Genomic DNA, 21587 nt, shown 5'->3' on the forward strand with positions numbered 1-21587 from the left:
GGGTGAGGATGTCAGCGGCGCCAGGCTGGTGAGCATGGACATCGCACAGAACGCAGCGCTAATTGTCGTGGACGTACAGAAGGGCTTCGAGGAGCTCGACTACTTCGGACCGCGGAACAACCCCGGGGCGGATGACAGCATCGCGTCCCTCATCGACGTCTGGCAGGCAACGGGCCGGCCGGTCGTCGTCGTCCGCAACGACTCGGACAAGCCGGACTCGCCTCTGCGGCCCGGGTACGAGGGCAACGACTTCAAGGAGTACGTGCAGCAGCGGCGCGGCAAGGGAACCGGAGCGGAACTGCTCGTGACGAAGTCGGTGAACTCCGTCTTCCTGGGCACGCCCGATCTGGACGCCTGGCTGAAAGCGGCGGGCATCTCTCAGCTTGTCCTGGTCGGGATCCAGACCAACATGTGTGTGGAGACGACCGCGCGGATCGGCGGGAATCTGGGGTACGACGTGCTGTTCGCGTACGACGCGACGTACACCTTCGACATGGAGGGCCCGTTCGGCTGGCGGCGGACAGCGGACGAGCTGTCGCAGTCGTCGGCGGTGTCCCTGCACGGGGGCGGCTTCGCTCGCGTGGTGACGGCGAAGGAGGTCGTTGACGCGGCGAAGTGACCCGCCGCCCCCGAGAGGCAGGTCGGTCCTTCTTTCCGGAGGCCGGTTCGTTCGGGGCCGCGGCCTCAAGCCGCTTCCAAAGCGGCGATGACCGCGGCCCGTACACCGTGGCCTGCCTGGGGTGGCTGCGCACGCCTTCACCGTGCCGGTCGCTCAAGCACGGCCGCGCCCTGCCCCAGGGGCAGCCGTTTCCATCAGTGGCCACGGGACGACGATCTCGCACCGCCAGCCGCCGCCACGGCACCCGTCACGGTCGGGGATCACCTCACCGGGGTCGCCCGAGCGCACCGGGATCGTCCCCGGCGTTGAACCGGTGTGACTGCGACGATCACGGCACCGAGGAGACAATGCAGTGACGTCGGAACACAGTGCGAAACCATGGTGGGCGGCGCTTGGGCAGTCAGTGTCCTCAGCGACATCGCCCGTACTGCAAATCGCTGCTGACGGCTACTGGGAAACAGCAGCGGCGGTCACCCTCGCGGAGGGTCGTATCCGTGCACTGGAGGCCGTAGAGCAGGTCGCTCGGTCGGCTCAGCACGACCTCGCCGTGGAGATCATGTGGCCGGCGAACGCCATCTTCGGCGTACGCTGGACCGTCGACCGGCGGGACGAGGCCGCCCTTCGGACCGGGCACGCATACGACGCCTTGGCTGCCGGTCACACGGCAGAGGCGGCACTGTTCGCTCTGCTTGGCGGCGCCCCGCAAGCCAGGGTGGAGTTCGCCGAACTCGGTGCGGTGAACGCTTGGCGGTCGGTCGGGCCCGTGACCCTGTGGCGCCAGGGCGAGGAACTCAGCAGGGAAACGGTCGACACCGCACTGCGCCGCCGCCCCGACATCGAGATCTGCGAAAACCCGTTGGCGGTCGAACTCGCTGTGACAAGCCCTCACCCTTGTTGGATCGGCGTCTATGTCTCGGTGCCACACCGGCAGGTCCACCGTCTCGACCGCCAGGCACTGAACGCCGTGCTCGACAGCGCGATGCCCGGTGACAAGCACAGCCCCTGATACGCACCAGCTCAAGTGATGGTGGCCACCGAACGGATCCACAGAGGTGCGCACTACCCCAGCGACGTTGCCGCCGGAGCAGCGATCGGCCTGGCCGGCGCCTGCCTTGTCCACCACACCCCTCGCCTCCTGCTGCGTCGGCTGCCGCCAGGCTGACGGCGGCCAGGGAGACACGGTCCGGACAGGCAGCGGTTGCGGCGTGCTGAACCGTTTGGTGCTGTTGGAAGTGGATTACCCGCGAGGAACGAACTGCATCCAGGAGTCACGAGGGCTTCGGCGGAACGACCCCTCCCTCGCCCGCCCCTACCGACGGCCATGCCCGCGCGCAGCCCCGGCAGATCAAGGCCCCCGCCCGCGAATCGGGCAGAGCGCCGACGGCGCACGGGGCAGGCCCGTGGCCCGACGCGGGCTGGGAACGCCCGCGGACCGGGTTGCCCTTTCCTCAAGGAAGTGGTGGTGAGTGGATCATGGCGCGACACAGGCCAGATCACAGCGAAGCGGTCGGCTCCGAGCCGGAAAGGACACGGCCGGACAGGACACGGCCTCCGGCCGAGAAGCCAACGGACCTTCCGAAAGAGTCCTGGTGGGCGGTGCTGAAACGCACGGTGGAGGAGTTCAAGGAAGACAACCTCAGCGACTGGGCGGCTGCCCTGACGTACTACGGGGTGCTGTCCATCTTCCCGGCCCTGCTGGCGCTGGTGTCGATCCTGGGGCTGCTGGGCAGCTCGACCATCAAGCCACTGATCGACAATGTGGGTGCCCTGGCGCCCGGATCGGTCCGCAACATCCTGAACAGCATGCTGACGCAGCTGCAGAGCAGCCAGGGCAAGGCAGGAATCGCGCTGATCATCGGTATCGCCGTCGCTCTGTGGTCGGCCTCCGGCTACATCGCGGCCTTCATGCGCGCCTCCAACGCCGTGTACGACATCGGCGAGGGAAGGCCAGTGTGGAAGACCCTGCCGACCCGGCTCATCATCACGATCGTCGTGGTGGTGCTGCTGGCCGCCATCGCGGTCGGTGTGATCTTCACCGGCGCCCTGGCCAAGAAGACCGGGGAAGTCCTCGGGGTCGGCGACACGGCCGTCACGGTATGGAACATCGCCAAGTGGCCCGTGCTGATCCTGCTGTTCAGTCTGGTGATCGCCCTGCTGTACTGGGCGGCCCCGAACGTCAAACGAGGATTCCGCTGGGTCAGCCCCGGCAGCATCCTCGCGGTGGTCATCTGGATCATCGCCTCCGCTGCCTTCGCGCTGTACGTGGCGAACTTCTCCAGCTACGACAAGACCTACGGCAGCCTCGCCGCAGTGATCATCTTCCTGATCTGGCTGTGGCTCTCCAACATCGCCATCCTCCTGGGCCTGGAGTTCAACGCCGAACTCGAACGCCGACGCGCCATCGAAACCGGCCACCCGGCGGAAGAAGAGCCCTACGTCGAGCCCCGCGACACCCGAAAACTGTGACCCGTCTCGAAGCGGTGAGCCGAAGCGCCGTGGCCCCGATTTGTTCAGCAGCGATGAGGAAGGCAGGTGAAGGTGATGGATTCCTCTGAGGACCGCGCCGGACACAGCGACGGCGAGGATTCGATGGGCGCGCTGGTCTCGCAGGTATCGCAGCAGCTGACGCAGCTGGTCCGCGACGAGCTGCGCCTCGCGCAGGCGGAGATGACCCAGAAAGGGAAACGGTTCGGCCTCGGCGGCGGCCTGTTCGGCGGCGCCGGAGTGGTGACACTCCTGGCGCTGCAGGCGCTCGCCGCCACCGCGATCGCCGCCCTCGCACTGGTCTTGCCGGTATGGGCGGCCGCGCTGATCACCACCGGTGTCCTGCTCGCGATCGCCGCCGTTCTCGCCGTGGTGGGCAAGAAGCAGGTCGGCCAGGCCACCCCGCCCGCGCCCGAGCAGGCCATCGACAGCGTCAAGGCCGACGTCGCCGAGATCAAGGAAAGGACGCACCGATGACCGACGAATACGATGCGAACAGCTCCGCCCCCACGCCCGAGGAGCTGCACGAGCAGGTGGAGGAAACCCGCGAGGAGCTGGGGCAGACCGTGGAGGCCTTGGCCGCCAAGGCCGATGTGAAGGCGCAGGCACAGGAGAAGGCAGCCGCCGCCAAGCAGCAGGTGAGCGAGAAAGCGGCGCAGGCCAAGGCCCAGGTCCAGGACAAGGCCACGCATGTGCTGCAGCGCGCGCAGGACAAGACTCCCGATCCCGTGCGGGAGAAGGCCGGGCAGGCCAAGACCCGGCTGAACGACACCGCCACCGCTGTGGCCGGCAAGCTCCAGGACAAGACACCGCAGCCCGTGCGGGAGAAGGCCTATCTGGCCGCGCAGGCCGCAGGGGAGAAGCGGTCTCTGCTTCTGGTCGCAGGCGCCGCGCTCGTGCTCCTTCTGCTGGTACGCCGTAGCAGGAGGCACCGATGAAGGCAGCGAAGGTGGCCTACAAGCCTGTCGGCCTGGCGCTGGGGGCCCTCAGCGGCGTCCTGGCCGGCGCGGTGTACAAGCAGGTGTGGAAAAAACTCGGGCACGAAGAAGACGCCCCCGACGCCACCGACGAGGAACGCACCTGGAAAGAAGTCCTGCTCGCCGCGACACTGCAGGGCGCCATCTTCGCCGCCGTCAAGGCAGCTGTGGACCGCGGCGGCGCCGCCACCACCAAACGCCTGACCGGCACGTGGCCCGGCTGAGACGACCGTATACGGCCTCCCAGCGCGCGGAAGAAGGGCCGGCCCTGGAGGTAAGGTCCCCGGTTGCTTTCCCGAGCGTTTGGCCGAGGACCGCGACGCACCTGCTCCCGGTGACCGACTGTCATGGCAGGTGGCCCCTGGGCTTCCCCTCGAAGACCTGGGGGCCAGCAACGTCAGGCCGTCGGCTTCAGGGAGGTGGACGGACGGCGGGTGAGGCTGCGGATGGCCGCGCTGGAGCGGGACCCCGAGGACCCCAACGCATCGCGGCAAAACAAGCCGCCCATTTCCTCACTGGCTGATCGGGCCGGTCTACCACCGGGGGTGCCTGTAGTGCTTCAGTCGTCTGCCGTCCCTGACTCCTGTCGATTCATCCGGTCTGTCGGGCAACGGCACCCGTCTTCGATGCCGGTCGGGTGGGTGGCTCCGGTCGTTTCACCTGAATGGGCAGGCGGGAGTCGCGGAGCTCTGTGATCCACATGAGGCTGATCTGGGAATCGGTTTCGTCACGTGACACATCGTCAGTGAACCGCCCCCTAGGTCCCACAGGAGCACAGTGTGCGTCACTTCAAGCATGTCGGTCTGAGCGCGGCCACCGGATTGGCTGCCCTCCTTGTCTGCTCTCATCCGGCGTCGGCTTCCAGTAGTACCGTTCCCGTGCCCGAGCAGGTTTTCCAGCTGGTGGCGAGGCAGACCCAGATCAGTTCCATCGATGTGGACGGGTCGTCCGGGCCCAGCCAAGGGGACGAACTCGTCGTCAGCGGGGATCTCCTCCGTGACAGCGCCACGGTCGGCAACTTCGGCGAGGTCTGCACAACGACCCGAACCGCCCCTGGTGATGAGTTCGACCTGCAGTGCGCGGGCTCCCTTTCCCTGACCCAGGGGCAGATCACCTTCCAGGGACGGTTCAACGTCACCGCTGCCGGCCCCGGCGACGTCAGCCTCGCTATCACCGGAGGCACGGGGAGCTACCGCACAGCCCGCGGCTTCATCCACGCCGACAATGTCAGTGACACGGATACCCAGCTCACTGTCCACCTCATCCGCTGACAAGCCAGGAGAGGCAGGCCCCCGAGCGGCTCGGCCGTCTCGGGGGCCCGACCGAACGCCAGTCCGGCAGCACAGGCCAGCCGAAGGCCCACCTTCGAACCAGGCACTGACGCTCCCTTGCTTCCTGCCGCGGCCATGCCAGACAGTGCTGTTGCGACGCTGCCCCGGGGGTATCGAGGGGGAGACTTGAGGGGTGGGCGGCGTATCGGGCGAGGGCGAGGTCCTGCCGGAGTTGTGTGATCTCTGCGGGACGACGGTCTCCGGCGGGTCGGTGGTCTACGGACTCGTGCCGGATTTCGTCGGCCATCCATGCCCATGACGCGAAGTTCGACGGGAAACGCATGGTCGTCGCGTGCTCCCGCGGGCACCTGGCCGAGCTGGTCGAGCGGTACAAACGGCGCCCGTTCGTGGATGCGGAGCGGCGGGAAAGATCGCCCGTGTGAGGGACCGGCATCCGGAGGGCGTCAGCGCGGAGGACCTGGCCGACGAGACCGGACCTCAGAAGATCAGCACGAGCGCGTAGACAAGGAAGAAGGCCGCGATCAACAGGACGAGCACGGCGATCGCTGCCATCGGGCCCTTGGCCCAGCCACGTGTACGCGTCTCGCGCGGGCCGGCCCCGGAGGAAGTGCTCGACTCTGCGGGCGGGGTCTCCCCCAAGGGCACCGAACCACCTTCCAGTCCGGCCGTGTGGCGGGGGTCGGGGTCGGGGTTGTACTCGGGATGGTCAGCACTCATATCGCTCCAGTGCCCGATTTAATCCCATTCACCGCCATCGCCGTAGTTATTTGTTGCTTTTGGGCGGGCGAATCGGCCTGCACCGCCTGGTCCACGCGCGCAACCCGGTGGGCCGCTGGTGTGCTGGGTGCCCAGCGGTGATACCGTGCACGGCTCGAAGTGGTGGCGCGTCCAGTCCGCCAGCACCAGGAAATGCCAGGCCGCCGCGCCCTGGTTTTTCGGGTCTCCCGGTTGCACTCCTCGCCCTTGACGGTCAGCATGCGCCCGTGTTCGTGCGGACGCTGCGGATTGACCGCGTGCGGTGAGGACATGCCATCCGGCGGATCGCTCCCGTACAGGAGTCGGTCCCACCGCCCGGAGAGCGACGGTACGGCCCGAGCGCGCCAGCTCCCGTGCCGGGCAAAGCCCGGCCATCCCGCCGCCGAGCACAGCGGCGCCACCCCGCGGTTGCTCTGCAGGGTCGGATACTCGGGCCCGGGAGCGCCCCCCGTTGTCCGGACACGGTCATTGCTGCACCGTGGCTGGGCTTATCGCTGCGTGTGCACCGGTTGTCTCTGGGCGGCTACCCAGCCCGCCGGACCTGACATCGGAGTGGATTACGTAAAGCCGGGCAGACGGTCCTATACCGCAACAAACAGGAAGAGGAGAGCCTCATGTCGAAGAAGCATCCGCCACACGGCGAGGGGCCCAGCCGATACAACGGACCTGACCAGCACGGATGGTCCGAAGACCTCGATGACGCGAACCAGGACAACCCCAGCGGTCACCGGTCCTTCCATCCGGATGACCATGCACCTGGGCCCAAGAGGTCCGGCCGGCCTTCTGAGCGGGACAAGGAGGCATCACTGTCCGGGACCCCGGTCGAGAGCGAGACCCGCAGCGGCGAGGACCACGCCGGGAAGTCCCAGGAGAAGGGAAGGGAAGGAAAGGGCCGCCGCGGCCGCTCCCAGCGCCCCAGCGGTTCCAAGGGCTCGTCGGCCTTCACCGGCGTTGACCCACAGGATCCGCCCACCAACCATTCCGGACGGTGAGAGCAGCCGACAACGCAAACATGTCCAAGCGGCCAGCTATGTGTCTCGAAGTGGGCGCCGGGAATTGGTGAGTAGGTACCACTCGGTGGTTCCTCGGCCCAGGCTGAAGACCGGGTCCTACCCGGAGAGCAGTGGTCGTCACCGTTGCACGACGTCGAGGGCAAGGAAGCCGCCACGGACGGCAGAAGCTGCCCGTCGAGCTGGTCTCGCTCTGAGCCATAGCGCCTTCGGGCAGCAGCGGTTCGAGAACGGCGAAGTCACCGTCGCGGGCCTTCTGCCGCTTCCCCGGGCCGGAATGCCTCAGGGCCTGCCGTGCGCCATCGCGCCACGACCGGCGCCGCGGCTCTACCGACCGCACACTCGCCCGAAGCTTGTTCGCAGCGCCGTGTCCCTCTCGCCCTGCACAAAGCCCTCGGAGCATGCGCACCCGCTCCCGCGCCACCTGGCCCTGCGGAGTGACACCACCACCCCGCGAATACCTCATAGCGACGAACTACCGCAGGGATGAAGGGACGTCACCCTCGACAACGGAAAGTCAGTAACACACCGTCGCCAGCACCTTCACGCATGGTCCGCAGCCAGACGGTGCGGGAGGACGATCTGGAGGACGGTCCGGCGACGCTGTTTCCATGGAGGAAGGCAGCGCCACCGGAGATGCCGCACACGGCGGAGACCTACTACATCGGGTCCATGCCTCGGGTGTCCGCGCCGCTTTCCTGCTCGCTCTGCTCTTCCATGCGGCGCGCCTTGTCCATCAAGCGTTGGCGCTCCTGGGGGTCGTTGGCGCGCTCTGCCGCGTCCTTCAACTCCTCTGCCTTCTGGCGCATCTGCTGGGCGCGGCCGCCGGGTTCACCTGCAACGCTCATGATCACTCCTTTGTGATGAGGGAGAGCGGTCACCCAAAGCGAAACAGCGCCGTGGGTCGACCGCACGTTGAGCAGTCACGGAACGTGATCCATCCTCGGAACGGCGCGGACTGACCCCGCAGTCTTCTCTGAGTCCGGCGAAGGAAACCGACACGTGAAACTCGTCATGCGGGAGCTGAGGGTGGTGCGTTGGGGCACCGATGAGTGCGAGTTTGGTGCCGATCGGGACGGTGGTGCCCTCTGCAACCAGGGTCTCCTTCAGAGTGCTGGAGATAGCGGAGTGGATCTTGCAGACGGACAACGCTTAACCCTTGGTAACAAATCGCTTCAGCCCACGGGTGACAGTGCTCTCAAGGATGCCGAGGGCATCAAGCAGAAGCACCGAGGTGCCACTTACGAACCGGGGGCCCTGAGTGCCAGGGCCTGGTGGATCGTCGGGCGGCGACCCGGGTCTTTCTCATCAGCCGCGTGATCAATTCCGGGAGCCGTCCCGCGCTGCGGCGGGGGCGTGGGTTCATGCCTGGGCCCCCACGATTTCGGGTTGACAGCGGCCTCGCCATGGTTCTGTGCCGCCGCGGCAAGCTGCTGAGGACGCCTCAGGGCAGGCCCCGGATGCGACAGGTGCCGACGGCTGCGACCGTATGGGTGAAGGAGTTGGCCCGGCCGGGTTACACCGGAAGGGAGAGACAGCCTTGATCGCGACAAGCCCTCCGCTCCTGCGGGAGCTGGTCGAACGATGCGAAACGCTCAGGCGCGGCCTGGCCGCTGACGCCAGCACCGAGACCGCCCGCCAGCTTGAGGCCGCGACCTACACACTGCGTGTGATCACCGGCACCCGCCAGCTGGACACAGCCCTGTTCGTCGCCCGACAACAGATGGCCGAGGCAATGAGACGAAAGCAGCCCCTCCCCCGCTGACAACAGCACCAAACGGTTAAGCACACCGCAACCGTTGCCTGCCCGGACGGTGTCTCCCCAACTGCCGACAGCCGGGGAGCAGCCGACGCAGCATGAGGCGAGGGGTGTGGCGGACAAGGCAGGCGCCAGCCAGCCGCCGGCGGCGCCGGCGGCGATGTCGCTGGGATAGTGCGCGCCGCAGTGCACGCGCTCGAGAGCCACCATCACGGTGGGGATCGCGGCGGCCGCTCCCCACCCGCGGGAAGAGACGGCCACTGCGGCCGTGAAGCCCACCGCGGCAGCGGTGTGCCCGGAAGGGAACGAGGAGCTGTCGGGCCGGTCTTCCACGTCGCCGTGCGGGATCACCTGCCGGGGTGGCTGCGCCGGTCCGAGAGCTGCTTTCCCACCACGTTCGCCAGCAGTTGCGCGGTGAGCATACTCAGCACGCCCGTCCCAGCGGCCATGCGGCCGGAGCGTCCCCAGTCGCGGCCATCAGACCGGCTATACCCCACCACAGCTTGGTGCCTTCAGCCGCGGACTCGACGACAGGCAGCACATCCTCCACCCCGGGGCGACTTCGAACAATCGCTCGACAATCGAGGCGACCGGTCCGGGCCCGCCGAAGGACACCCCCGCCGCACGGGCATGCTCGCAGGCGTCAAGCAGCACATTCAGCCCGGAACAATCGCAGAACCACACCTCTCGCAAGTCCACAACGACACGCGGAACGCCACCAGCCGAGGGGAGGACAGGTGTCGGTCGTACAGGGCCGAGTGCTCAGCAACGTGCAGACCCCGCGAGCGAAAGCGCCGAGGGCCGGCCCTCGCGGGAGGAGGCTCGGGGAGCCTCCCTGCGGACCTACAGATCCGGCGCGTAGTACGAATCGCATCCTGGCGTCCTGCAGGATTATTGATGCGACAACAGGCGCAAAAGGGTGATTTGGGCGAACAATGGCGCTGCGGTCTCCTTTCCTGATGTCGCCGATGCGCCTCGCATCTTGGCGGGCTCCGTCCTGGGCACCGCCTGGGTCCACGTCGCTTGAGGAAAATGCCATGCTGATGCCCAGTGAAGAGGTAATCACCGACGTCCTGAGCAAATACCGGCTACTAGAACGTGGAATGTTCCGCGACCCGAGCGATCCCGAGATCAGAGCTCGCTTCCATGACACCGCTTACACCCTCTGCGTCCTTATGGGCCGACGCACTCCTCTGGAGGCGGTCCGTGTGGCAGAGAGCCGCCTCGCCGTGCTCCGAGACCGCAAGAAGTCTCCGGATTCGGACACCATGGCCGCCGGCTGACCCGCGCCCACGCGTTCCGTCACATCCTCACGAAGAGCCGCTTTGCGTGCACCCGTTGGCACGTGCTCGCAACTTCGAGGAAGCTGGTTCAGGCCTCAAGGCCCACCGGCATGAGCCCTTGCACCTCCTCCGGCGGGTAGGGCCAGTGCACGAATGTCTGGCGGAGTGACCGCGCCGTCAGGATGGAAACGGCAATCAGTGCTCCGCCGAAACCGAAGCCGACGCGACACATGCCTACCTTCGACTACGGCAACCTTTCCAAGGAGGCAGTGCCAGGGCACTCGAAACTACGTTCGCGACTCAGGTCGGCTGGGCGGGGAAGGCCTGACGTCTCCACACGTATGTAGTCATCGCCGTCTGGGAAGCCGGTTCGACCGCCAGATGGTTCAGCGCAGTACCGGTGCCGATCCGCCGGACGAGGGCTCCAGCCGCTTGGCGCGGCCGGTGCCCGGCCACATTTTAGGCAAGTGGATTCCGGCGGGTAGAGGGCGAGCAGTTCCCAGGTGCCTGCCCAGTTGCGCCGACCGTGGACCACGCTCGCGTTTATGGGGCCCATTGGTGGTGCACGTCGGTGATCAGGGGCAGTTCTTTGAGAGGGCATCGCAGGTGGATGGTGGCAGGCTCGCCCAGCCGTTCGGGGAGGTGGTGGGAGGCGATGCGGTCCCAGGGGGCCCAGCGGGCACGGTGGGCTGCTTTGCGGGCGAGGCGGGCCAGTGGCCAGGGGCCTTCGACGGGGCGGTGGTCGTAGGCGACCAGTTGGGTGCGGCGCCTGGTGGCCACGACCAGGCCTTCGATCTGCAGCACTGTCGCCCCGCTGATGTCGCCCGGCGCTGGGTGTTCGACGAGGCGGACATCGCTGACGTGGCCGATCTCGGCGCCGGTGGGTTCCAGGACGCGGGCCCCCATCAGGTCAGCCAGTCGCATGACCGGCTCCCGGCAGTCGGCCGATCACGTTGTCGCGCATCCATTCCTCCAACGCGTGTACGTGGTCGTGTCCTTCGGGCAGGGCTGCGGTGAGGACGGCTCCGATGTGGGTGACATGGTGGATGCTGAGGCGGGCGGGGTCCTCGGTGCGGCTGATGCTCATCCGTCGGGTTACTGCGGCGAGCCAGCGGGCCGGCAGTCCCTGAAGACGCGGTGCCAGCGCGGCCGGCCCCACCAGGATGGCGGTGACGTGGAGCCGGCCGTGCTCATCGTGGGCGAGATCCAGGTCATCGACCTTGCACACAGGTTTCCCGTCCGGGTCGACGACCTGGCGGTCCAGGAGGTGGAAGCGTGCGCTGTAGGCCCGGCCTGCTGTACGTCGCTCAGCGTCCCTTTCCTGGCTGCGGTTGCGTGCGTTCACTACAAGCCTGCTTTCGTGATGAGCATCAGCGGGATGGCGGCGATCGCGGCGACAAGGACGACGATCAGATAGATGCCGCCCATGACGTTGGCCAGCTTTCCATTGACGGAGTTCCCCATGTATTCGGGGTCGTTGGCCACCACGAGGATCGGGAGGTAAGTCAGCGGCAGTGCCACGGCGGCGAACACCAGGGAGTACTCGGTTACCTTGATGGGATCCACGCCGGTCAGCATGAGCATCATGCCTGCGAACAGGGCGACCATGAGGACGGCGTGGAAGCGGGAGGCAGTGCGTGGCGCCGCGGTCTTTCCCCAGGTCCAGCCGAAGTACTGCGCGACGGTGTATCCCGACGACAGCGCGGTCTCCAAAGCGGCGCCGAAGGTGGCGGCAAACACGCCGAGGAGAGCCAGCCCGAGGCCGATCTTGCCGAGGGAGACAGCGACCGGCAAGGTCACCTGGGACAGATGGTCGACCGCGATCCCGGCAGGATGCAGCACCAGAGCGGCGACCGCCATGATGGCCAGGGCCAGCAGTCCGCCCAGAGGGAAACCTATGAAGGCGTTCATCCGGGCGGTGATGAGATCTTTTCGGCCCCAGCGTTCCTCGATACCGCCGGAGGAGAAGAAGAACACCTCATAGGGGGTCATGGCGCTCGCGAACAAGGCGATGCCGTAGTAGAAGTACGTCGGCAGTCCCTCACCACCAGGGACGTCAGGATGCGTTACCCGCTCCAGAACAGCGCCCCAGTCCGGGCTCAGGTGAAACACGGCGACTACGAAGACGGTCAGTGTGAGCCCGGCCAGGCCGAAGACCCGTTCCATCGTTTCAAAGCGGGTGCGCCAGATCACCAGCCACACCACCAGCCCGACCGCGGGGATCCACAGCAGGTAGGCCACCGAGGTGATGAGCTCGATCGCCAGCGCGACACCGGCGAGCTCGGCGGCGAGCGTCAGCAGCGTCACCAGCAGTGATCCGGTCAGGTTGACCAGGGCCATCCGGGGGCCGAGGCGTTCGCGCACGAGGTCGAACGTCGGCCGTCCCGCGACGGCCGCCACGCGGCCGGCCATCTCCGCATACACACAGATCCCGACGATGCCCAGGACAAGAACCCACACCAGCGAGAACCCGAACCGGGCCCCGACCAGGGAGGAAGCGACCAGGTCACCGATATCGACGAAGCCGCCGATCGCGGTCAGGATCCCCAGGGTGACGGCCAGAAGGCGTTTCACGCAGACAGCTCCTTCTCCAGCCGGTCCAACCGCTGCGCCACGCTCGGCAGATCACGGCCCGCTGCCGGAAGGTCCTGCACCTGTCCGCGACGGGCCGCGATACGCACCTGAGCGAGGGCGTCGGCCGCGTCATTGAGGATCTCCCCGAGCCGGTCCCGGACGTCGTCAGCCTCCAAGCTCGGCGGCTGCCGCGACTCGAAACTGCTCTGCGCATCCAGCAGATCCGTTTCCGCCTCCCCCAGCAGCGTGGAAACGTAAGGGCCGGTAACCCGCCCCTCACCCGCCGCCTGCACCCCAATCCGTGCGGTGTTCACCGCCGACACGGCCGCCTCGGCCGTATTCGCCGCCTTGCGCCGGTAGTCCTCATCCGTACGCGACGAACCAGCACACCCTGCCAGCAGCACCAAGACAACCACGGCCGCGACCAGACCCGCCCCCGGCCGCCGCCCGCTCATCGGCCCCTCACCACGAAATAGAAGCCCACAGCCAGCAAGACGCCCAACTGGCCCCAAGCCGCCAGCAGCACCAGACCCTGATCCATTGCACGCCACCTCGCCGTCCCTACTCGCAGATGAACTGGTACCCCCAAACTCCATCCGGAAGCGCCACGCAGCCCACCCCGCTCAGCCGCCTGCCCTGCAGGCCAACGGCCCATCGTTCGTGGAAAAAACCGGCCCGTCCGGGCGATCGTGCCGATGCCCTCGGCGCTGCTGGTGGGCGTTCCGGTCGTCCGTGACCGAGGAACGAGCGTGCGTGCATCACCCGGTTGGCGCTCTGGTGTCGCGGAGGGAACGGGTCCCAGATGGAGTGGGGCTGAGGTTGTTTGTGTGTATTCGTCGGTCGCGGGCAGGTGCAGAGCGAGACCAGACCACTCGGCTGTCCCACGGTGAGGAGAGGTGTCATGCCGGCAGGTTCCAGCCCCAAGCGGGAGCGTCAGTACGAGCACATCAAGGAGAGCGCCGAAAAGCGCGGCGCCTCCACCGGGCGCGCGAAGGAGATGGCTTCGCGGACAGTCAACAAGGAGCGGGCCAGGTCGGGGGAGGCGAAGTCCGCCGGCAAGACCTCCACGCAGGACAAGAAGTCCGCATCTCAGCGCGGCGGCGAGCGGTCCCGCAGCGGCGCGCAAGGACCGACGAAGGACCAGCTGTACGAGGAGGCGAAGAAGCGCAACATCGACGGACGCTCCTCGATGAACAAGCAGCAGCTGCGCAAGGCACTGGGCCGCTGACCTCCGGCGCACGCCTGCTGCGAGCCCGCAGCAGCCGCAACGCAAATCGGCTCGCAGCTGTCGAGCGCTGTCAGCGGCGGCCCTTCGAACGACGGCCTGTCGCATCCACGGTACGCAACATTTGCCGTAGGCCCGCAGGCGGGGGCAACAGGGCGTGACCTGCGACGCTCGCCGACATGCGTCGTACCTGGGCCCTCCGGTGAACCGCAGGCGCCGGGTGCTGCGTCGGCACCCTGCGTACTGCGCGTGTTGAAGGGCATCGGGGGTACGCGCTGTGGAACGGTGAGCTGACTTCAAGATCACGGCAAAGCGGAAGGACTTTCTTCATGGGACACGGCGGAAATGTGATTGCCGAACTCACCACCGATCACCGCGAGGTCGAGGCACTGTTCGCCAAGATCGAGACCCAGCCAGTCGGCGACAAGCAGCGCCGGGAACTTGCCGATGAGCTGACCATGGAACTCGTACGGCATTCGGTCGCCGAGGAGCAGTATCTGTACCCGGCGGTACGCGAGCACGTCAAGGGCGGGGACGAGATCGCGGACAAGGAGATCGCCGATCACGCCACGGTGGAACGGCTCCTCAAGGACCTGGAAGGGCTCGATGCTCACGATGATGAGTTCGATCACCTGGTAGCGAAGCTCAGGCTCAACGTGAGCGAGCACGTACGCGACGAGGAGCACCGGCTGTTCCCCCTCCTCGCTGCGGCCTGTACGCCCGACGCGCTGGACGAGCTGGGCGACAAGATCCGCACCGCGAAGAAGGCCGCCCCCACCCGGCCCCATCCCTCCGCACCCGACACCCCGCCGGCCAACAAGCTGTTGGCCCCCGGCGCAGGCCTGGTGGACCGAGCCCGGGACCTGCTGACCGGCCGCGGCAAGAGCTGACATACCCCGCAGAGTGTGATGCCTCCGGCGGCTGGCCGGATCAGGTGCAGAGACAAGGAGACAAGACGATGACCACCGCACGGGAAATCATGACCGAGGGCGCCGAATGTATCGGCGCGGACGAGAGCGTTCTGGAAGCGGCGAAAAAGATGAAACAGCTCGGTGTCGGAGCACTGCCCATCTGCGGCACCGACAACAGGCTCAAGGGCATGCTCACCGACCGCGACATCGTGGTGAAGGTCCTCGGCGCCGACAAGGACCCTTCCTCGGTCACGGCCGGCGAGCTGGCGCAGGGCGAGGCAGTCACGATCGGCGCCGACGACGACGCAGGAGAAATCCTGCGGACGATGATCGACCACAAGGTGCGCCGACTGCCGGTCATCGACGGCCACGACCTGGTTGGCATGGTCGCCCAGGCCGACGTCGCCCGCGGCCTGCCGGACCCGCAAGTAGGTGACCTCCTCGAAGCCTTGTCCACCGACTGACCTGGTCCCTTGCCAGGCCCCGGTTTGCCTCCCCGCGACCGGGGCCCTGTTGTTGCCTCGCAGGCCGTCGATCATTACGCACCGCGTCAGGTTCGCCCGTCAGGACCTCGCCCAGACCATTACCGGCCCGTACGCCACTACCGCCGAATCGCGGAGCACACCGGCATGACGGAGGAAGAGCTGCTGGTGGGTCGGACGCATTCGAAAGCTTCACCGCGCTGTCCCTCGACGCCGATTTCCCGGTTCGGAGGGCGAGCTGTCGGCGAAGCGAGTCTGGTGCTCACTCATGCGGTATGCGACTGGACCGGTGTCCCGCTCCCCGCCGACGAGGCGGAGGAGACAGCGCCCGACATGGTGGCCATGGTGGACGGATTCGCCACCCCGGGCCCCGGTACTGGCGGGCACGTCGTGCACGCGCCCGCCAGGAGCGGCGTCTGGAGGCGCTCATCGGGCACGAACGCGCGCGCGAACCCGACGCCGAGTGTACGGCGGGCTCCGCCCTGCGAGCCGTGGCCCTGCACCGCGACGACGGCCAGTTGCGCGGGGCTTCGAGCAGCAGCTACGCCGCCCTCTCGCGGGGCGCTGCCGACCGAGCTCCCCTGCCAGCCGAGCCTCTGCCGCGTCTGCGCTCGCGCTCACCTGTGTGGCCACCAGCACGGCGAAACTGTCAAGGACATCGGCGACATGGCCCAGCAGCTCCGAGCGCGAGCCCCTCCGGGCGCTGAGTCCGGATGGACCCACTCCGGTTTGCGGCCACGAGCTCGTCGACCACGAGGCGGCCGGAGTGGCCGGGACTGCAAGATGCAGGCTTCGGCACACCGCTTCGCCACCTCCTTGTGAGCACGGTCGGTTGGGGACAGGCGAGTCATGGCCCCCCTCTGCGGCGTGAGTCGGCCCTGACCCACATGTCGGTCGCCGAGTCGTGATGGACGAGCCCACGCCGCGCGAACTCCCTGAGCCATCCCTGCATCGGCCACACGTTCCACCGCCGTCGGTACAGCGCGCCATTGCGCAGGATGTCGTCGAGGTGCTGCACAGGGGGACTGCTCACGGGGTGGTACTGGTGGTAAGCGGGGGCGCCGCCGAGCCACCGAACATCCGCCCCTGCTTGTGAGGCAAGGCGTGCGAAGTCGGTGTCCTCGCCGCCATATCCGGTGTACTCCTCGCAGAATCCGCCGATCCGCACCCATGTGCTGCCCGTCACCGCAAAGGAGAGTGACCAGAAGAGATCGAGATCGCGTGCGGCCAGCTCCTGGTCCGGTGCAGGGGCAGGGCGCGCCGGATGGGGACTGGCCATGACAGGCAGATCCTGCAGCCGGTATCCCTCCGGGGGCGGTGGAGGGAGGTAGCTGACGGTCCCGCACAACAGCACACCGTCACGCGCCGCGGACGCATAGCGTGCCACGGTGGTGATTCCGGGCACGCAGTCCACATCCAGGAAGACCAACACCTCTGCCCCGGCAGTGAGTGCGCGCCGGGCTCCAGCGTTACGCGCGGCTGCAAGCGGCAGCCGATGTCCAGGATCCAGTACGGGAACGGCAACGGGGTCGCCCGTCGGCGTCCTACGTGCGACGAGGCGCGCGGCTGCCGGATCGTCCATGGTGACGACCACGTAGGGCTCGGGACGCACATGGCCTGCCGCGAGCCCGTCCTGCTGGAGAGCCAGGTGGCTGTGGCGTCCGGCGACGGTAGTGATCACAGCGGTTTGCGGCATGCCGACTCCTCGCTGTACCCAGCGGCCAGTCCGTCCAGGTGTGCCGCGGCTCGTTGTGCCCCGTCTCCCGGAGCCCATCGGACCCAGCCCTCTCCGCCGAGTGCTGTCGCGTCGTCGAGGACGCGGAGCCACTCGCCGGGCTCGGGCCACTGCTCCCGTACGACAGCGAGCCCGCCGGATGTCAGGGCTCGGCCGGTGGCGTGCTGCTCATTGAACGGCCGGACCTGTGGCAGGACGACAGCAGGCCTGCGTGCCGCAGCGCATTCGGCAATCGCGTTCTGACCGCCGTGCACGACGACGACATCGGCCTCGCAGAGCAATGGCCACGGGTCCTGGCACCAGACTCCGGCCGGGCCGCCGAGAACGTGCCAGTTCCACGAGGGGGTGGCGGCGCGGGCCGCACACAGCTTTTCGGCCGTGACTTCGGAGCCACCTGCACCCAGCATCATCACGACTCGCCGGTCATTGTGGCGGCACTGCTGGGTCGTGACCCGCTGCCTGCCGTCATGGCGGGAGAACGCGCCGCTGTGAACGGTCTTCGTCCGCCAGCGCTGTGGCCACGCAGGTTCCGGAAATTCGGCCGGCCACGGTGCCAGCAGCGAGAGAGCGAGATCGTAACCCAGGAGATGAGGCTCATCGGTGCGACTGCCGCGCATCGCAGCGACGACGAGGGGAACGCCCAGGAGGCGGGCAAGGCAAGAGACTTCCACGCTCACATCGCTCACCAGAAGCGCCGGGTCGGTGCGGACGATCCATTCGGCGATCGCCCCCATCCGCCCGCGGTACCCGGAATGGCGCAGCGGCGCCCAGTGCAGCCGGCCTGCGGCCTGGACATCGCGGTGATCGTTCCCGCCCGTGTCGTCCGTCAACTGCAACCAGCCGCCCGGCCACTCAGGGGGGCGGCTCAGGCTGGACAGTCCGGTTACCGGCTGCCGCAGATGCCGGGCGATGCACACGGCGCGGTGGAGATGGCCGCGCCCGTGATGGTGGATGTAGTAGCCGATCACGCTATCAGCTCCTCGTACAACCGCTCATAACGTTCCGTCATGAGGCCCAAGGAGCAGAAGCGTTCCGCCCGCTGGCGGCAGGCACGACGGCTGAGCGCCGCAGTTACGTCTACCGCCTCGGCGAGGGCGTCCACGTCGGGGAAGGGAACGAGGAGGCCGCATTCAGGGCTCAAGATCTCATGGAGAGCTCCCCGGTCGAAGCCGCAGACGGGCGTGCCGCAGGACAAGGCTTCGGCGACCACCAGCCCGTACGGCTCGTCCCAGCACGGTGTCACCAGCACGACGGCGGCACCGCCCACGAGCCGTACAAGTGCTTCACGGCCCAGATGACCGACGTATCGAATGTCCCCGTCCAAGAGCGGGACGATGCTCTCCCGGAAGAAGTGAGGGTCGGAGAGCGGACCAGCGAGCAGCAGAGACCGTCCGGCTCGGCGTGCCGCCTCGATCGCCAACTGCGGGCCCTTCTCCGCGACAATGCGCCCGAACCAGACAAGATCTCCACCGCCTGGTCCAGGCCGCCACCGTGAGGTGTCTATACCGTTGTGGATCACTTGGGCGCCGGGAACCAACGGCCGCCAGGCGCGGGCAGTATGAGCACTCACCGCCGAAAAACGGCCGGAACATGTGGCATCGGTCTGGATCGCGGACTCCAGCCACGGAGTGGGCGGAGTGTGAAGCGTCGTCAGGACGGGTGCGTGCACCGCGGGCGCCATCGCCACCGGGAGGTAGTGAAGGCTGTTGTTGTGCACGAGATCGAAGGAGCGCCCCTCTTCGCGCGAGAGGGCAACCATCAGCCGTAGGTACGCGTGGTGTTCGGCAAGGGCCTGGGGGTCGGTCATGCTGACATCGGACCGTGCGGCCGCGCTGAAGGCAGGCTTGGGTATCCGGATCTCGTGCACGCCGAGTGCGGGGTCCGAGCCGGGTGCAGCGAAGAGGGTGACGTCGTGTCCGCAGCCTACAAGGGACGAGGCAAGGGACCAGGTATGCGCCTCCAGTCCCCCAGCAAACGGTTCCCGGATGGGGTGCCGGGCCGACGCTATCAACGCGATACGCAGGCGCCGCTTCATTTCAACACGTCCTCGTACAGCACCCGGTGGGCGTCGGCGACTGCGACGCGTTCGGCGATACGCACGGAAGGCCTGGCACGCGGGGCCGGCCTGCTTTCGTACGCCTCACGTACGGCGGACTCGAGTGATGCGACATCGAGGCCGCCGTCACCCAGGTGGTAGCTGTGGCAGTGACGCTGCTGGGCGTAGTAGCCGCAGTCCGGGGCGGCAACAGCCGTGCCCAGGTCGTAACAGGCCTCCAGCCACCCGGAGTGGGTACCGAAGGTGTACGGCAGAACGGACAGGTCGAGACCGCGCAGATACTCCCAGAGCTCGTCGTCGGTGAAGTAGTCGTGAACCCGAAGATCCACCAGTCCGTCGTGTGCAAGAGAACGCAATTCACCAAGGACCTCAGGTGCGTACGCGAAGGCTTTCGGGTCGCCTGTCTCCATATGAATGTCGACCCGAAGTGTGGCCCCGGGGAGCTCTGGGATGATCTTCGCCAATGCACGGACGATCGGCACCGGCTCCATGTTGGGACGTACGCTCTTTGCGTGCACCCCCACCTGAAAGCCCTCGTGTGGGGGGCGGGGCCGGGATAGTTCCGGTTCCTCCACGACGTGGGGATGTGGCAGGACCCGCGCCCGCCGCTTCCACCGTCGTCCGATCTCCTCCGCCGCGCCGGAAGTGAGGGTGATCAATCGATCGGCAGACGGTACAAGTACGTCCAGGGCCGCATCGTGGGCTGCGGGATCCGGATGGTGAGGGTTGCGCAGATCGTGCACAGTCTGGACGAGAGGCTTCCCGTGCCGGCGCAGGACTTTGACGAGTGCTCGGAGCTGCTGCGGTGACTGGGCATCGAAGCCGAAATGCAGGTGATAGAGATCGAATTGGTCGTGATGCAGCTCCACCCACTCCGGGTCGAGCATCACCGGCGGCCACCACCGCTGGGATGTACTCGGAGCACCGTTAGGCCGCGGGTCGGCCAGACGGGTGACCTGGTCGGAGCCGTCTGGCCTGCGTATGTGGGACACGTAGACATGACCCGCAGGAACGGATGCGACACGGAGTCGTGGGACGGCGGTCGGGGCCCCCGCGCGTGGAGGGCGTTTGGGATCTACCGGCATACTCACCTGCGTCCTTCCGTCCAGGTACAGAGCGATGCGGTCCCCGGCTCAGGTCGTGCCGTGCCATCGCCCCACGAACCCTCCAACGAGCCGAGGGCGCTTACATGGGGACGGGTACCCGGTTCTTCCGATGGCATGATCCCGGCCGTTCTCCTGCCAGGAGGGCGTCGGACGGCGGTGCGGAAGGCGGCGGGGAAGTCCTGGGTCTGCCAGGTCCCGGCACAATGCTCTCCTGCGTTCGGCAGACGTCCGGCAGTTCAGCGACTTGACACTCGAGCGGCATGAGCACGTTTCCTCCCCAATGGAGAAGAATCAGCATCCGGTGCTGAGCGGATGCCACGCGACCGATGTTGGGCGATACGCGCTTGGCGTTTCCCCCTGGACACTACTATTCGGCCTCATCCTCCGTTCCGCCTGTTGACGGATCAACCAAGGGTGCGACCGTACGACGGCCGCGTGCTCGTATGCGACGCCGAACGGGGAATGCAGCACCTGGCCCCGGGCGCGGCGCCGCGGTCGAAGTCCTCGTCGACCCGACTGCGCCCGCCGCTCCGACGCGTCGCCGGGGTGCTCGCCGTCGACCAACACGGCCGGGTTGTGCATGGCATGCGACGGCGCGCATCGGCAGACTCCGTGATCACCCGTGTCAGTGAACATCAGAAGATCGCGCCGGAACCTGTGTGGCTGGTCCTGGTATGCCGGGCAGGAGCCGGCGTGGTCGATCAGGCGCCCGTGCCACCGTCGACCCTCAGCCGTACGCTCTCCTCGAGACGCTCAAGACTCCGATCGAGGTTTCGTGCACAGTCTTGTCCCCGGGATCACGCGCCTCGTCGGGGAACGAGAGGTGCACCGTCACCTCACCGGATCCACTGCCGATTCCGGCCACCTGCAGCCATCCGGTGTAGTTCCCCTCCGCCCGGGTCCCCCATTCGAGCCGCATCTGGTCCCTCTGGGCCCGCAGCAGGGCACGGGTGTCCTCGTCGATGCGGTCCTCATGCAATCCGCAATTCCTCTTGGTGAACATGGAGAGTGTCCGGCAACCAGTCGTTGAGCTGATCAACGTTGGCTGCCGGGTCAAAGATGGCTCTGGCAGGGCGGCACAGTAGTGAGCGCTCGTATTCGGTCATCGCTCCAACTTCCTCGCGCTGTCCCGCCCTCGCTCTCGGAGGCGACCAGGGCCGAGTGGCGGACAGCGCGCCTCCGGGACGTCGTTGGACATGCGGCGACACTTGCGACGATCACGCACCGACGCGGCGCTCCCGATCGCGGAAGTGCCGACGAGGACGGACGATGAATACAAACCCACACTCATCCCACATGAAATATTGAAGGAGTCGTC

The 21587-nt window shown here is 67.2% G+C and carries 24 protein-coding genes and 2 pseudogenes; 14 read left to right on the top strand and 12 right to left on the bottom strand.

What is annotated here, in order from left to right:
• Positions 1–34: 34 nt before the first annotated feature.
• The 8 genes from FBY35_RS18820 to FBY35_RS18855 all read left to right on the top strand — a co-directional run bounded on the left by FBY35_RS18820 (position 35) and on the right by FBY35_RS18855 (position 5351).
• Positions 35–619 carry a cysteine hydrolase family protein gene (locus FBY35_RS18820; RefSeq protein ID WP_142215200.1) on the top strand — a complete coding sequence of 195 codons (585 nt, stop codon included), beginning with the start codon at positions 35–37 and terminating at the stop codon, positions 617–619.
• 403 nt (positions 620–1022) lie between these two features.
• Positions 1023–1625, top strand: a complete 603-nt coding sequence (locus FBY35_RS18825) for a hypothetical protein (protein WP_142215201.1) — start codon at positions 1023–1025, stop codon at positions 1623–1625.
• Between the two features lie 18 nt (positions 1626–1643).
• A complete protein-coding gene (locus FBY35_RS18830; protein WP_142215202.1) occupies positions 1644–1781 on the top strand; it encodes a phosphatase PAP2 family protein in 138 nt (45 codons plus the stop codon).
• Positions 1782–2092: 311 nt separating this feature from the next.
• Positions 2093–3085 carry a YihY/virulence factor BrkB family protein gene (locus FBY35_RS18835; RefSeq protein ID WP_142215203.1) on the top strand — a complete coding sequence of 331 codons (993 nt, stop codon included), beginning with the start codon at positions 2093–2095 and terminating at the stop codon, positions 3083–3085.
• A 75-nt stretch (positions 3086–3160) separates the two neighbouring features.
• Entirely contained in the window at positions 3161–3580 is a 420-nt protein-coding gene (locus FBY35_RS18840) for a phage holin family protein (protein WP_260848434.1), read from the top strand.
• Positions 3577–4041 carry a DUF3618 domain-containing protein gene (locus FBY35_RS18845; protein WP_142215204.1) on the top strand — a complete coding sequence of 155 codons (465 nt, stop codon included), beginning with the start codon at positions 3577–3579 and terminating at the stop codon, positions 4039–4041. The genes FBY35_RS18840 and FBY35_RS18845 overlap by 4 nt, the downstream gene beginning before the upstream one ends.
• Complete coding sequence (locus FBY35_RS18850) at positions 4038–4304, top strand: DUF4235 domain-containing protein (protein ID WP_142215205.1); 267 nt, start codon at positions 4038–4040, stop codon at positions 4302–4304. Before FBY35_RS18845 ends, FBY35_RS18850 begins: the two co-directional genes overlap by 4 nt.
• A gap of 654 nt (positions 4305–4958) precedes the next feature.
• A complete protein-coding gene (locus tag FBY35_RS18855) occupies positions 4959–5351 on the top strand; it encodes a dirigent protein (RefSeq protein ID WP_260848722.1) in 393 nt (130 codons plus the stop codon).
• 498 nt (positions 5352–5849) lie between these two features.
• On the opposite strand, the gene FBY35_RS18860 is transcribed toward FBY35_RS18855, so the two are convergent.
• A complete protein-coding gene (locus tag FBY35_RS18860) occupies positions 5850–6089 on the bottom strand; it encodes a DUF6480 family protein (protein ID WP_142215207.1) in 240 nt (79 codons plus the stop codon).
• A gap of 653 nt (positions 6090–6742) precedes the next feature.
• Between FBY35_RS18860 and FBY35_RS18865 the strand changes: the two genes are divergently transcribed.
• Positions 6743–7120 carry a hypothetical protein gene (locus FBY35_RS18865; protein ID WP_142215208.1) on the top strand — a complete coding sequence of 126 codons (378 nt, stop codon included), beginning with the start codon at positions 6743–6745 and terminating at the stop codon, positions 7118–7120.
• 677 nt (positions 7121–7797) lie between these two features.
• On the opposite strand, the gene FBY35_RS18870 is transcribed toward FBY35_RS18865, so the two are convergent.
• Positions 7798–7986, bottom strand: coding sequence for a DUF6381 family protein (locus FBY35_RS18870; RefSeq protein WP_142215209.1), 189 nt, complete (start codon positions 7984–7986; stop codon positions 7798–7800).
• Between the two features lie 692 nt (positions 7987–8678).
• Here FBY35_RS18870 and FBY35_RS18875 point away from each other — a divergent pair.
• Entirely contained in the window at positions 8679–8903 is a 225-nt protein-coding gene (locus FBY35_RS18875; protein WP_142215210.1) for a DUF5133 domain-containing protein, read from the top strand.
• 183 nt (positions 8904–9086) lie between these two features.
• Here FBY35_RS18875 and FBY35_RS37250 read toward each other — a convergent pair.
• Positions 9087–9248: pseudogene (locus tag FBY35_RS37250) on the bottom strand (phosphatase PAP2 family protein); the annotation flags it as partial.
• 686 nt (positions 9249–9934) lie between these two features.
• Between FBY35_RS37250 and FBY35_RS18885 the strand changes: the two are divergent.
• Positions 9935–10180 carry a DUF5133 domain-containing protein gene (locus tag FBY35_RS18885; protein WP_142215211.1) on the top strand — a complete coding sequence of 82 codons (246 nt, stop codon included), beginning with the start codon at positions 9935–9937 and terminating at the stop codon, positions 10178–10180.
• Positions 10181–10723: 543 nt separating this feature from the next.
• On the opposite strand, the gene FBY35_RS18890 is transcribed toward FBY35_RS18885, so the two are convergent.
• Genes FBY35_RS18890 through FBY35_RS18905 form a run of 4 tightly spaced genes read right to left on the bottom strand, consistent with a single transcriptional unit; the run spans position 10724 to position 13209 of the window.
• On the bottom strand, positions 10724–11104 hold the full coding sequence (locus FBY35_RS18890; protein WP_142215212.1) for a hypothetical protein: 381 nt from the start codon (positions 11102–11104) through the stop codon (positions 10724–10726).
• On the bottom strand, positions 11091–11525 hold the full coding sequence (locus FBY35_RS18895; protein WP_142215213.1) for a hypothetical protein: 435 nt from the start codon (positions 11523–11525) through the stop codon (positions 11091–11093). The genes FBY35_RS18890 and FBY35_RS18895 overlap by 14 nt, the downstream gene beginning before the upstream one ends.
• Complete coding sequence (locus tag FBY35_RS18900) at positions 11525–12754, bottom strand: NRAMP family divalent metal transporter (protein ID WP_142215214.1); 1230 nt, start codon at positions 12752–12754, stop codon at positions 11525–11527. The genes FBY35_RS18895 and FBY35_RS18900 overlap by 1 nt, the downstream gene beginning before the upstream one ends.
• Entirely contained in the window at positions 12751–13209 is a 459-nt protein-coding gene (locus FBY35_RS18905; RefSeq protein ID WP_142215215.1) for a hypothetical protein, read from the bottom strand. The genes FBY35_RS18900 and FBY35_RS18905 overlap by 4 nt, the downstream gene beginning before the upstream one ends.
• Before the next feature lie 446 nt (positions 13210–13655).
• On the opposite strand from FBY35_RS18905, the gene FBY35_RS18910 reads away from it, so the two are divergent.
• The 3 genes from FBY35_RS18910 to FBY35_RS18920 all read left to right on the top strand — a co-directional run bounded on the left by FBY35_RS18910 (position 13656) and on the right by FBY35_RS18920 (position 15354).
• The gene (locus FBY35_RS18910) at positions 13656–13982 is read left to right on the top strand and encodes a plasmid stabilization protein (protein WP_142215216.1); all 327 of its coding nucleotides are present in this window, start codon (positions 13656–13658) and stop codon (positions 13980–13982) included.
• 326 nt (positions 13983–14308) lie between these two features.
• On the top strand, positions 14309–14869 hold the full coding sequence (locus tag FBY35_RS18915; RefSeq protein WP_142215217.1) for a hemerythrin domain-containing protein: 561 nt from the start codon (positions 14309–14311) through the stop codon (positions 14867–14869).
• A 68-nt stretch (positions 14870–14937) separates the two neighbouring features.
• Positions 14938–15354 (top strand): CBS domain-containing protein, encoded by a 417-nt coding sequence (locus tag FBY35_RS18920; protein WP_142215218.1) that lies wholly within the window; start codon positions 14938–14940, stop codon positions 15352–15354.
• Between the two features lie 865 nt (positions 15355–16219).
• On the opposite strand, the gene FBY35_RS18930 is transcribed toward FBY35_RS18920, so the two are convergent.
• The 5 genes and pseudogenes from FBY35_RS18930 to FBY35_RS18950 all read right to left on the bottom strand — a co-directional run bounded on the left by FBY35_RS18930 (position 16220) and on the right by FBY35_RS18950 (position 21375).
• Positions 16220–17068, bottom strand: a complete 849-nt coding sequence (locus FBY35_RS18930) for a galactosyltransferase-related protein (protein ID WP_222123148.1) — start codon at positions 17066–17068, stop codon at positions 16220–16222.
• Complete coding sequence (locus FBY35_RS18935) at positions 17050–18075, bottom strand: UDP-N-acetylglucosamine--N-acetylmuramyl-(pentapeptide) pyrophosphoryl-undecaprenol N-acetylglucosamine transferase (RefSeq protein ID WP_142215221.1); 1026 nt, start codon at positions 18073–18075, stop codon at positions 17050–17052. Before FBY35_RS18935 ends, FBY35_RS18930 begins: the two co-directional genes overlap by 19 nt.
• Complete coding sequence (locus FBY35_RS18940) at positions 18072–19142, bottom strand: glycosyltransferase family 4 protein (protein ID WP_142215222.1); 1071 nt, start codon at positions 19140–19142, stop codon at positions 18072–18074. Before FBY35_RS18940 ends, FBY35_RS18935 begins: the two co-directional genes overlap by 4 nt.
• Positions 19139–20050, bottom strand: coding sequence for a glycosyltransferase family 1 protein (locus tag FBY35_RS18945; protein ID WP_260848933.1), 912 nt, complete (start codon positions 20048–20050; stop codon positions 19139–19141). Before FBY35_RS18945 ends, FBY35_RS18940 begins: the two co-directional genes overlap by 4 nt.
• Before the next feature lie 920 nt (positions 20051–20970).
• Positions 20971–21375, bottom strand: a pseudogene (locus FBY35_RS18950) (SRPBCC family protein).
• Positions 21376–21587: the final 212 nt, after the last annotated feature.

Origin of the sequence: Streptomyces sp. SLBN-118 (assembly GCF_006715635.1) — a bacterium.
Taxonomy (GTDB): Bacteria; Actinomycetota; Actinomycetes; order Streptomycetales; family Streptomycetaceae; genus Streptomyces.

Coding starts and splice junctions, on each gene's coding strand:
- FBY35_RS18820 (WP_142215200.1), top strand. CDS start 35: ATGGACATCGCACAGAACGCAGCGCTAATTGTCGTGGACGTACAGAAG.
- FBY35_RS18830 (WP_142215202.1), top strand. CDS start 1,644: ATGGTGGCCACCGAACGGATCCACAGAGGTGCGCACTACCCCAGCGAC.
- FBY35_RS18835 (WP_142215203.1), top strand. CDS start 2,093: ATGGCGCGACACAGGCCAGATCACAGCGAAGCGGTCGGCTCCGAGCCG.
- FBY35_RS18840 (WP_260848434.1), top strand. CDS start 3,161: ATGGATTCCTCTGAGGACCGCGCCGGACACAGCGACGGCGAGGATTCG.
- FBY35_RS18845 (WP_142215204.1), top strand. CDS start 3,577: ATGACCGACGAATACGATGCGAACAGCTCCGCCCCCACGCCCGAGGAG.
- FBY35_RS18850 (WP_142215205.1), top strand. CDS start 4,038: ATGAAGGCAGCGAAGGTGGCCTACAAGCCTGTCGGCCTGGCGCTGGGG.
- FBY35_RS18860 (WP_142215207.1), bottom strand. CDS start 6,089: ATGAGTGCTGACCATCCCGAGTACAACCCCGACCCCGACCCCCGCCAC.
- FBY35_RS18865 (WP_142215208.1), top strand. CDS start 6,743: ATGTCGAAGAAGCATCCGCCACACGGCGAGGGGCCCAGCCGATACAAC.
- FBY35_RS18870 (WP_142215209.1), bottom strand. CDS start 7,986: ATGAGCGTTGCAGGTGAACCCGGCGGCCGCGCCCAGCAGATGCGCCAG.
- FBY35_RS18885 (WP_142215211.1), top strand. CDS start 9,935: ATGCTGATGCCCAGTGAAGAGGTAATCACCGACGTCCTGAGCAAATAC.
- FBY35_RS18890 (WP_142215212.1), bottom strand. CDS start 11,104: ATGCGACTGGCTGACCTGATGGGGGCCCGCGTCCTGGAACCCACCGGC.
- FBY35_RS18905 (WP_142215215.1), bottom strand. CDS start 13,209: ATGAGCGGGCGGCGGCCGGGGGCGGGTCTGGTCGCGGCCGTGGTTGTC.
- FBY35_RS18910 (WP_142215216.1), top strand. CDS start 13,656: ATGCCGGCAGGTTCCAGCCCCAAGCGGGAGCGTCAGTACGAGCACATC.
- FBY35_RS18915 (WP_142215217.1), top strand. CDS start 14,309: ATGGGACACGGCGGAAATGTGATTGCCGAACTCACCACCGATCACCGC.
- FBY35_RS18920 (WP_142215218.1), top strand. CDS start 14,938: ATGACCACCGCACGGGAAATCATGACCGAGGGCGCCGAATGTATCGGC.
- FBY35_RS18930 (WP_222123148.1), bottom strand. CDS start 17,068: ATGCCGCAAACCGCTGTGATCACTACCGTCGCCGGACGCCACAGCCAC.
- FBY35_RS18940 (WP_142215222.1), bottom strand. CDS start 19,142: ATGAAGCGGCGCCTGCGTATCGCGTTGATAGCGTCGGCCCGGCACCCC.
- FBY35_RS18945 (WP_260848933.1), bottom strand. CDS start 20,050: ATGCTCGACCCGGAGTGGGTGGAGCTGCATCACGACCAATTCGATCTC.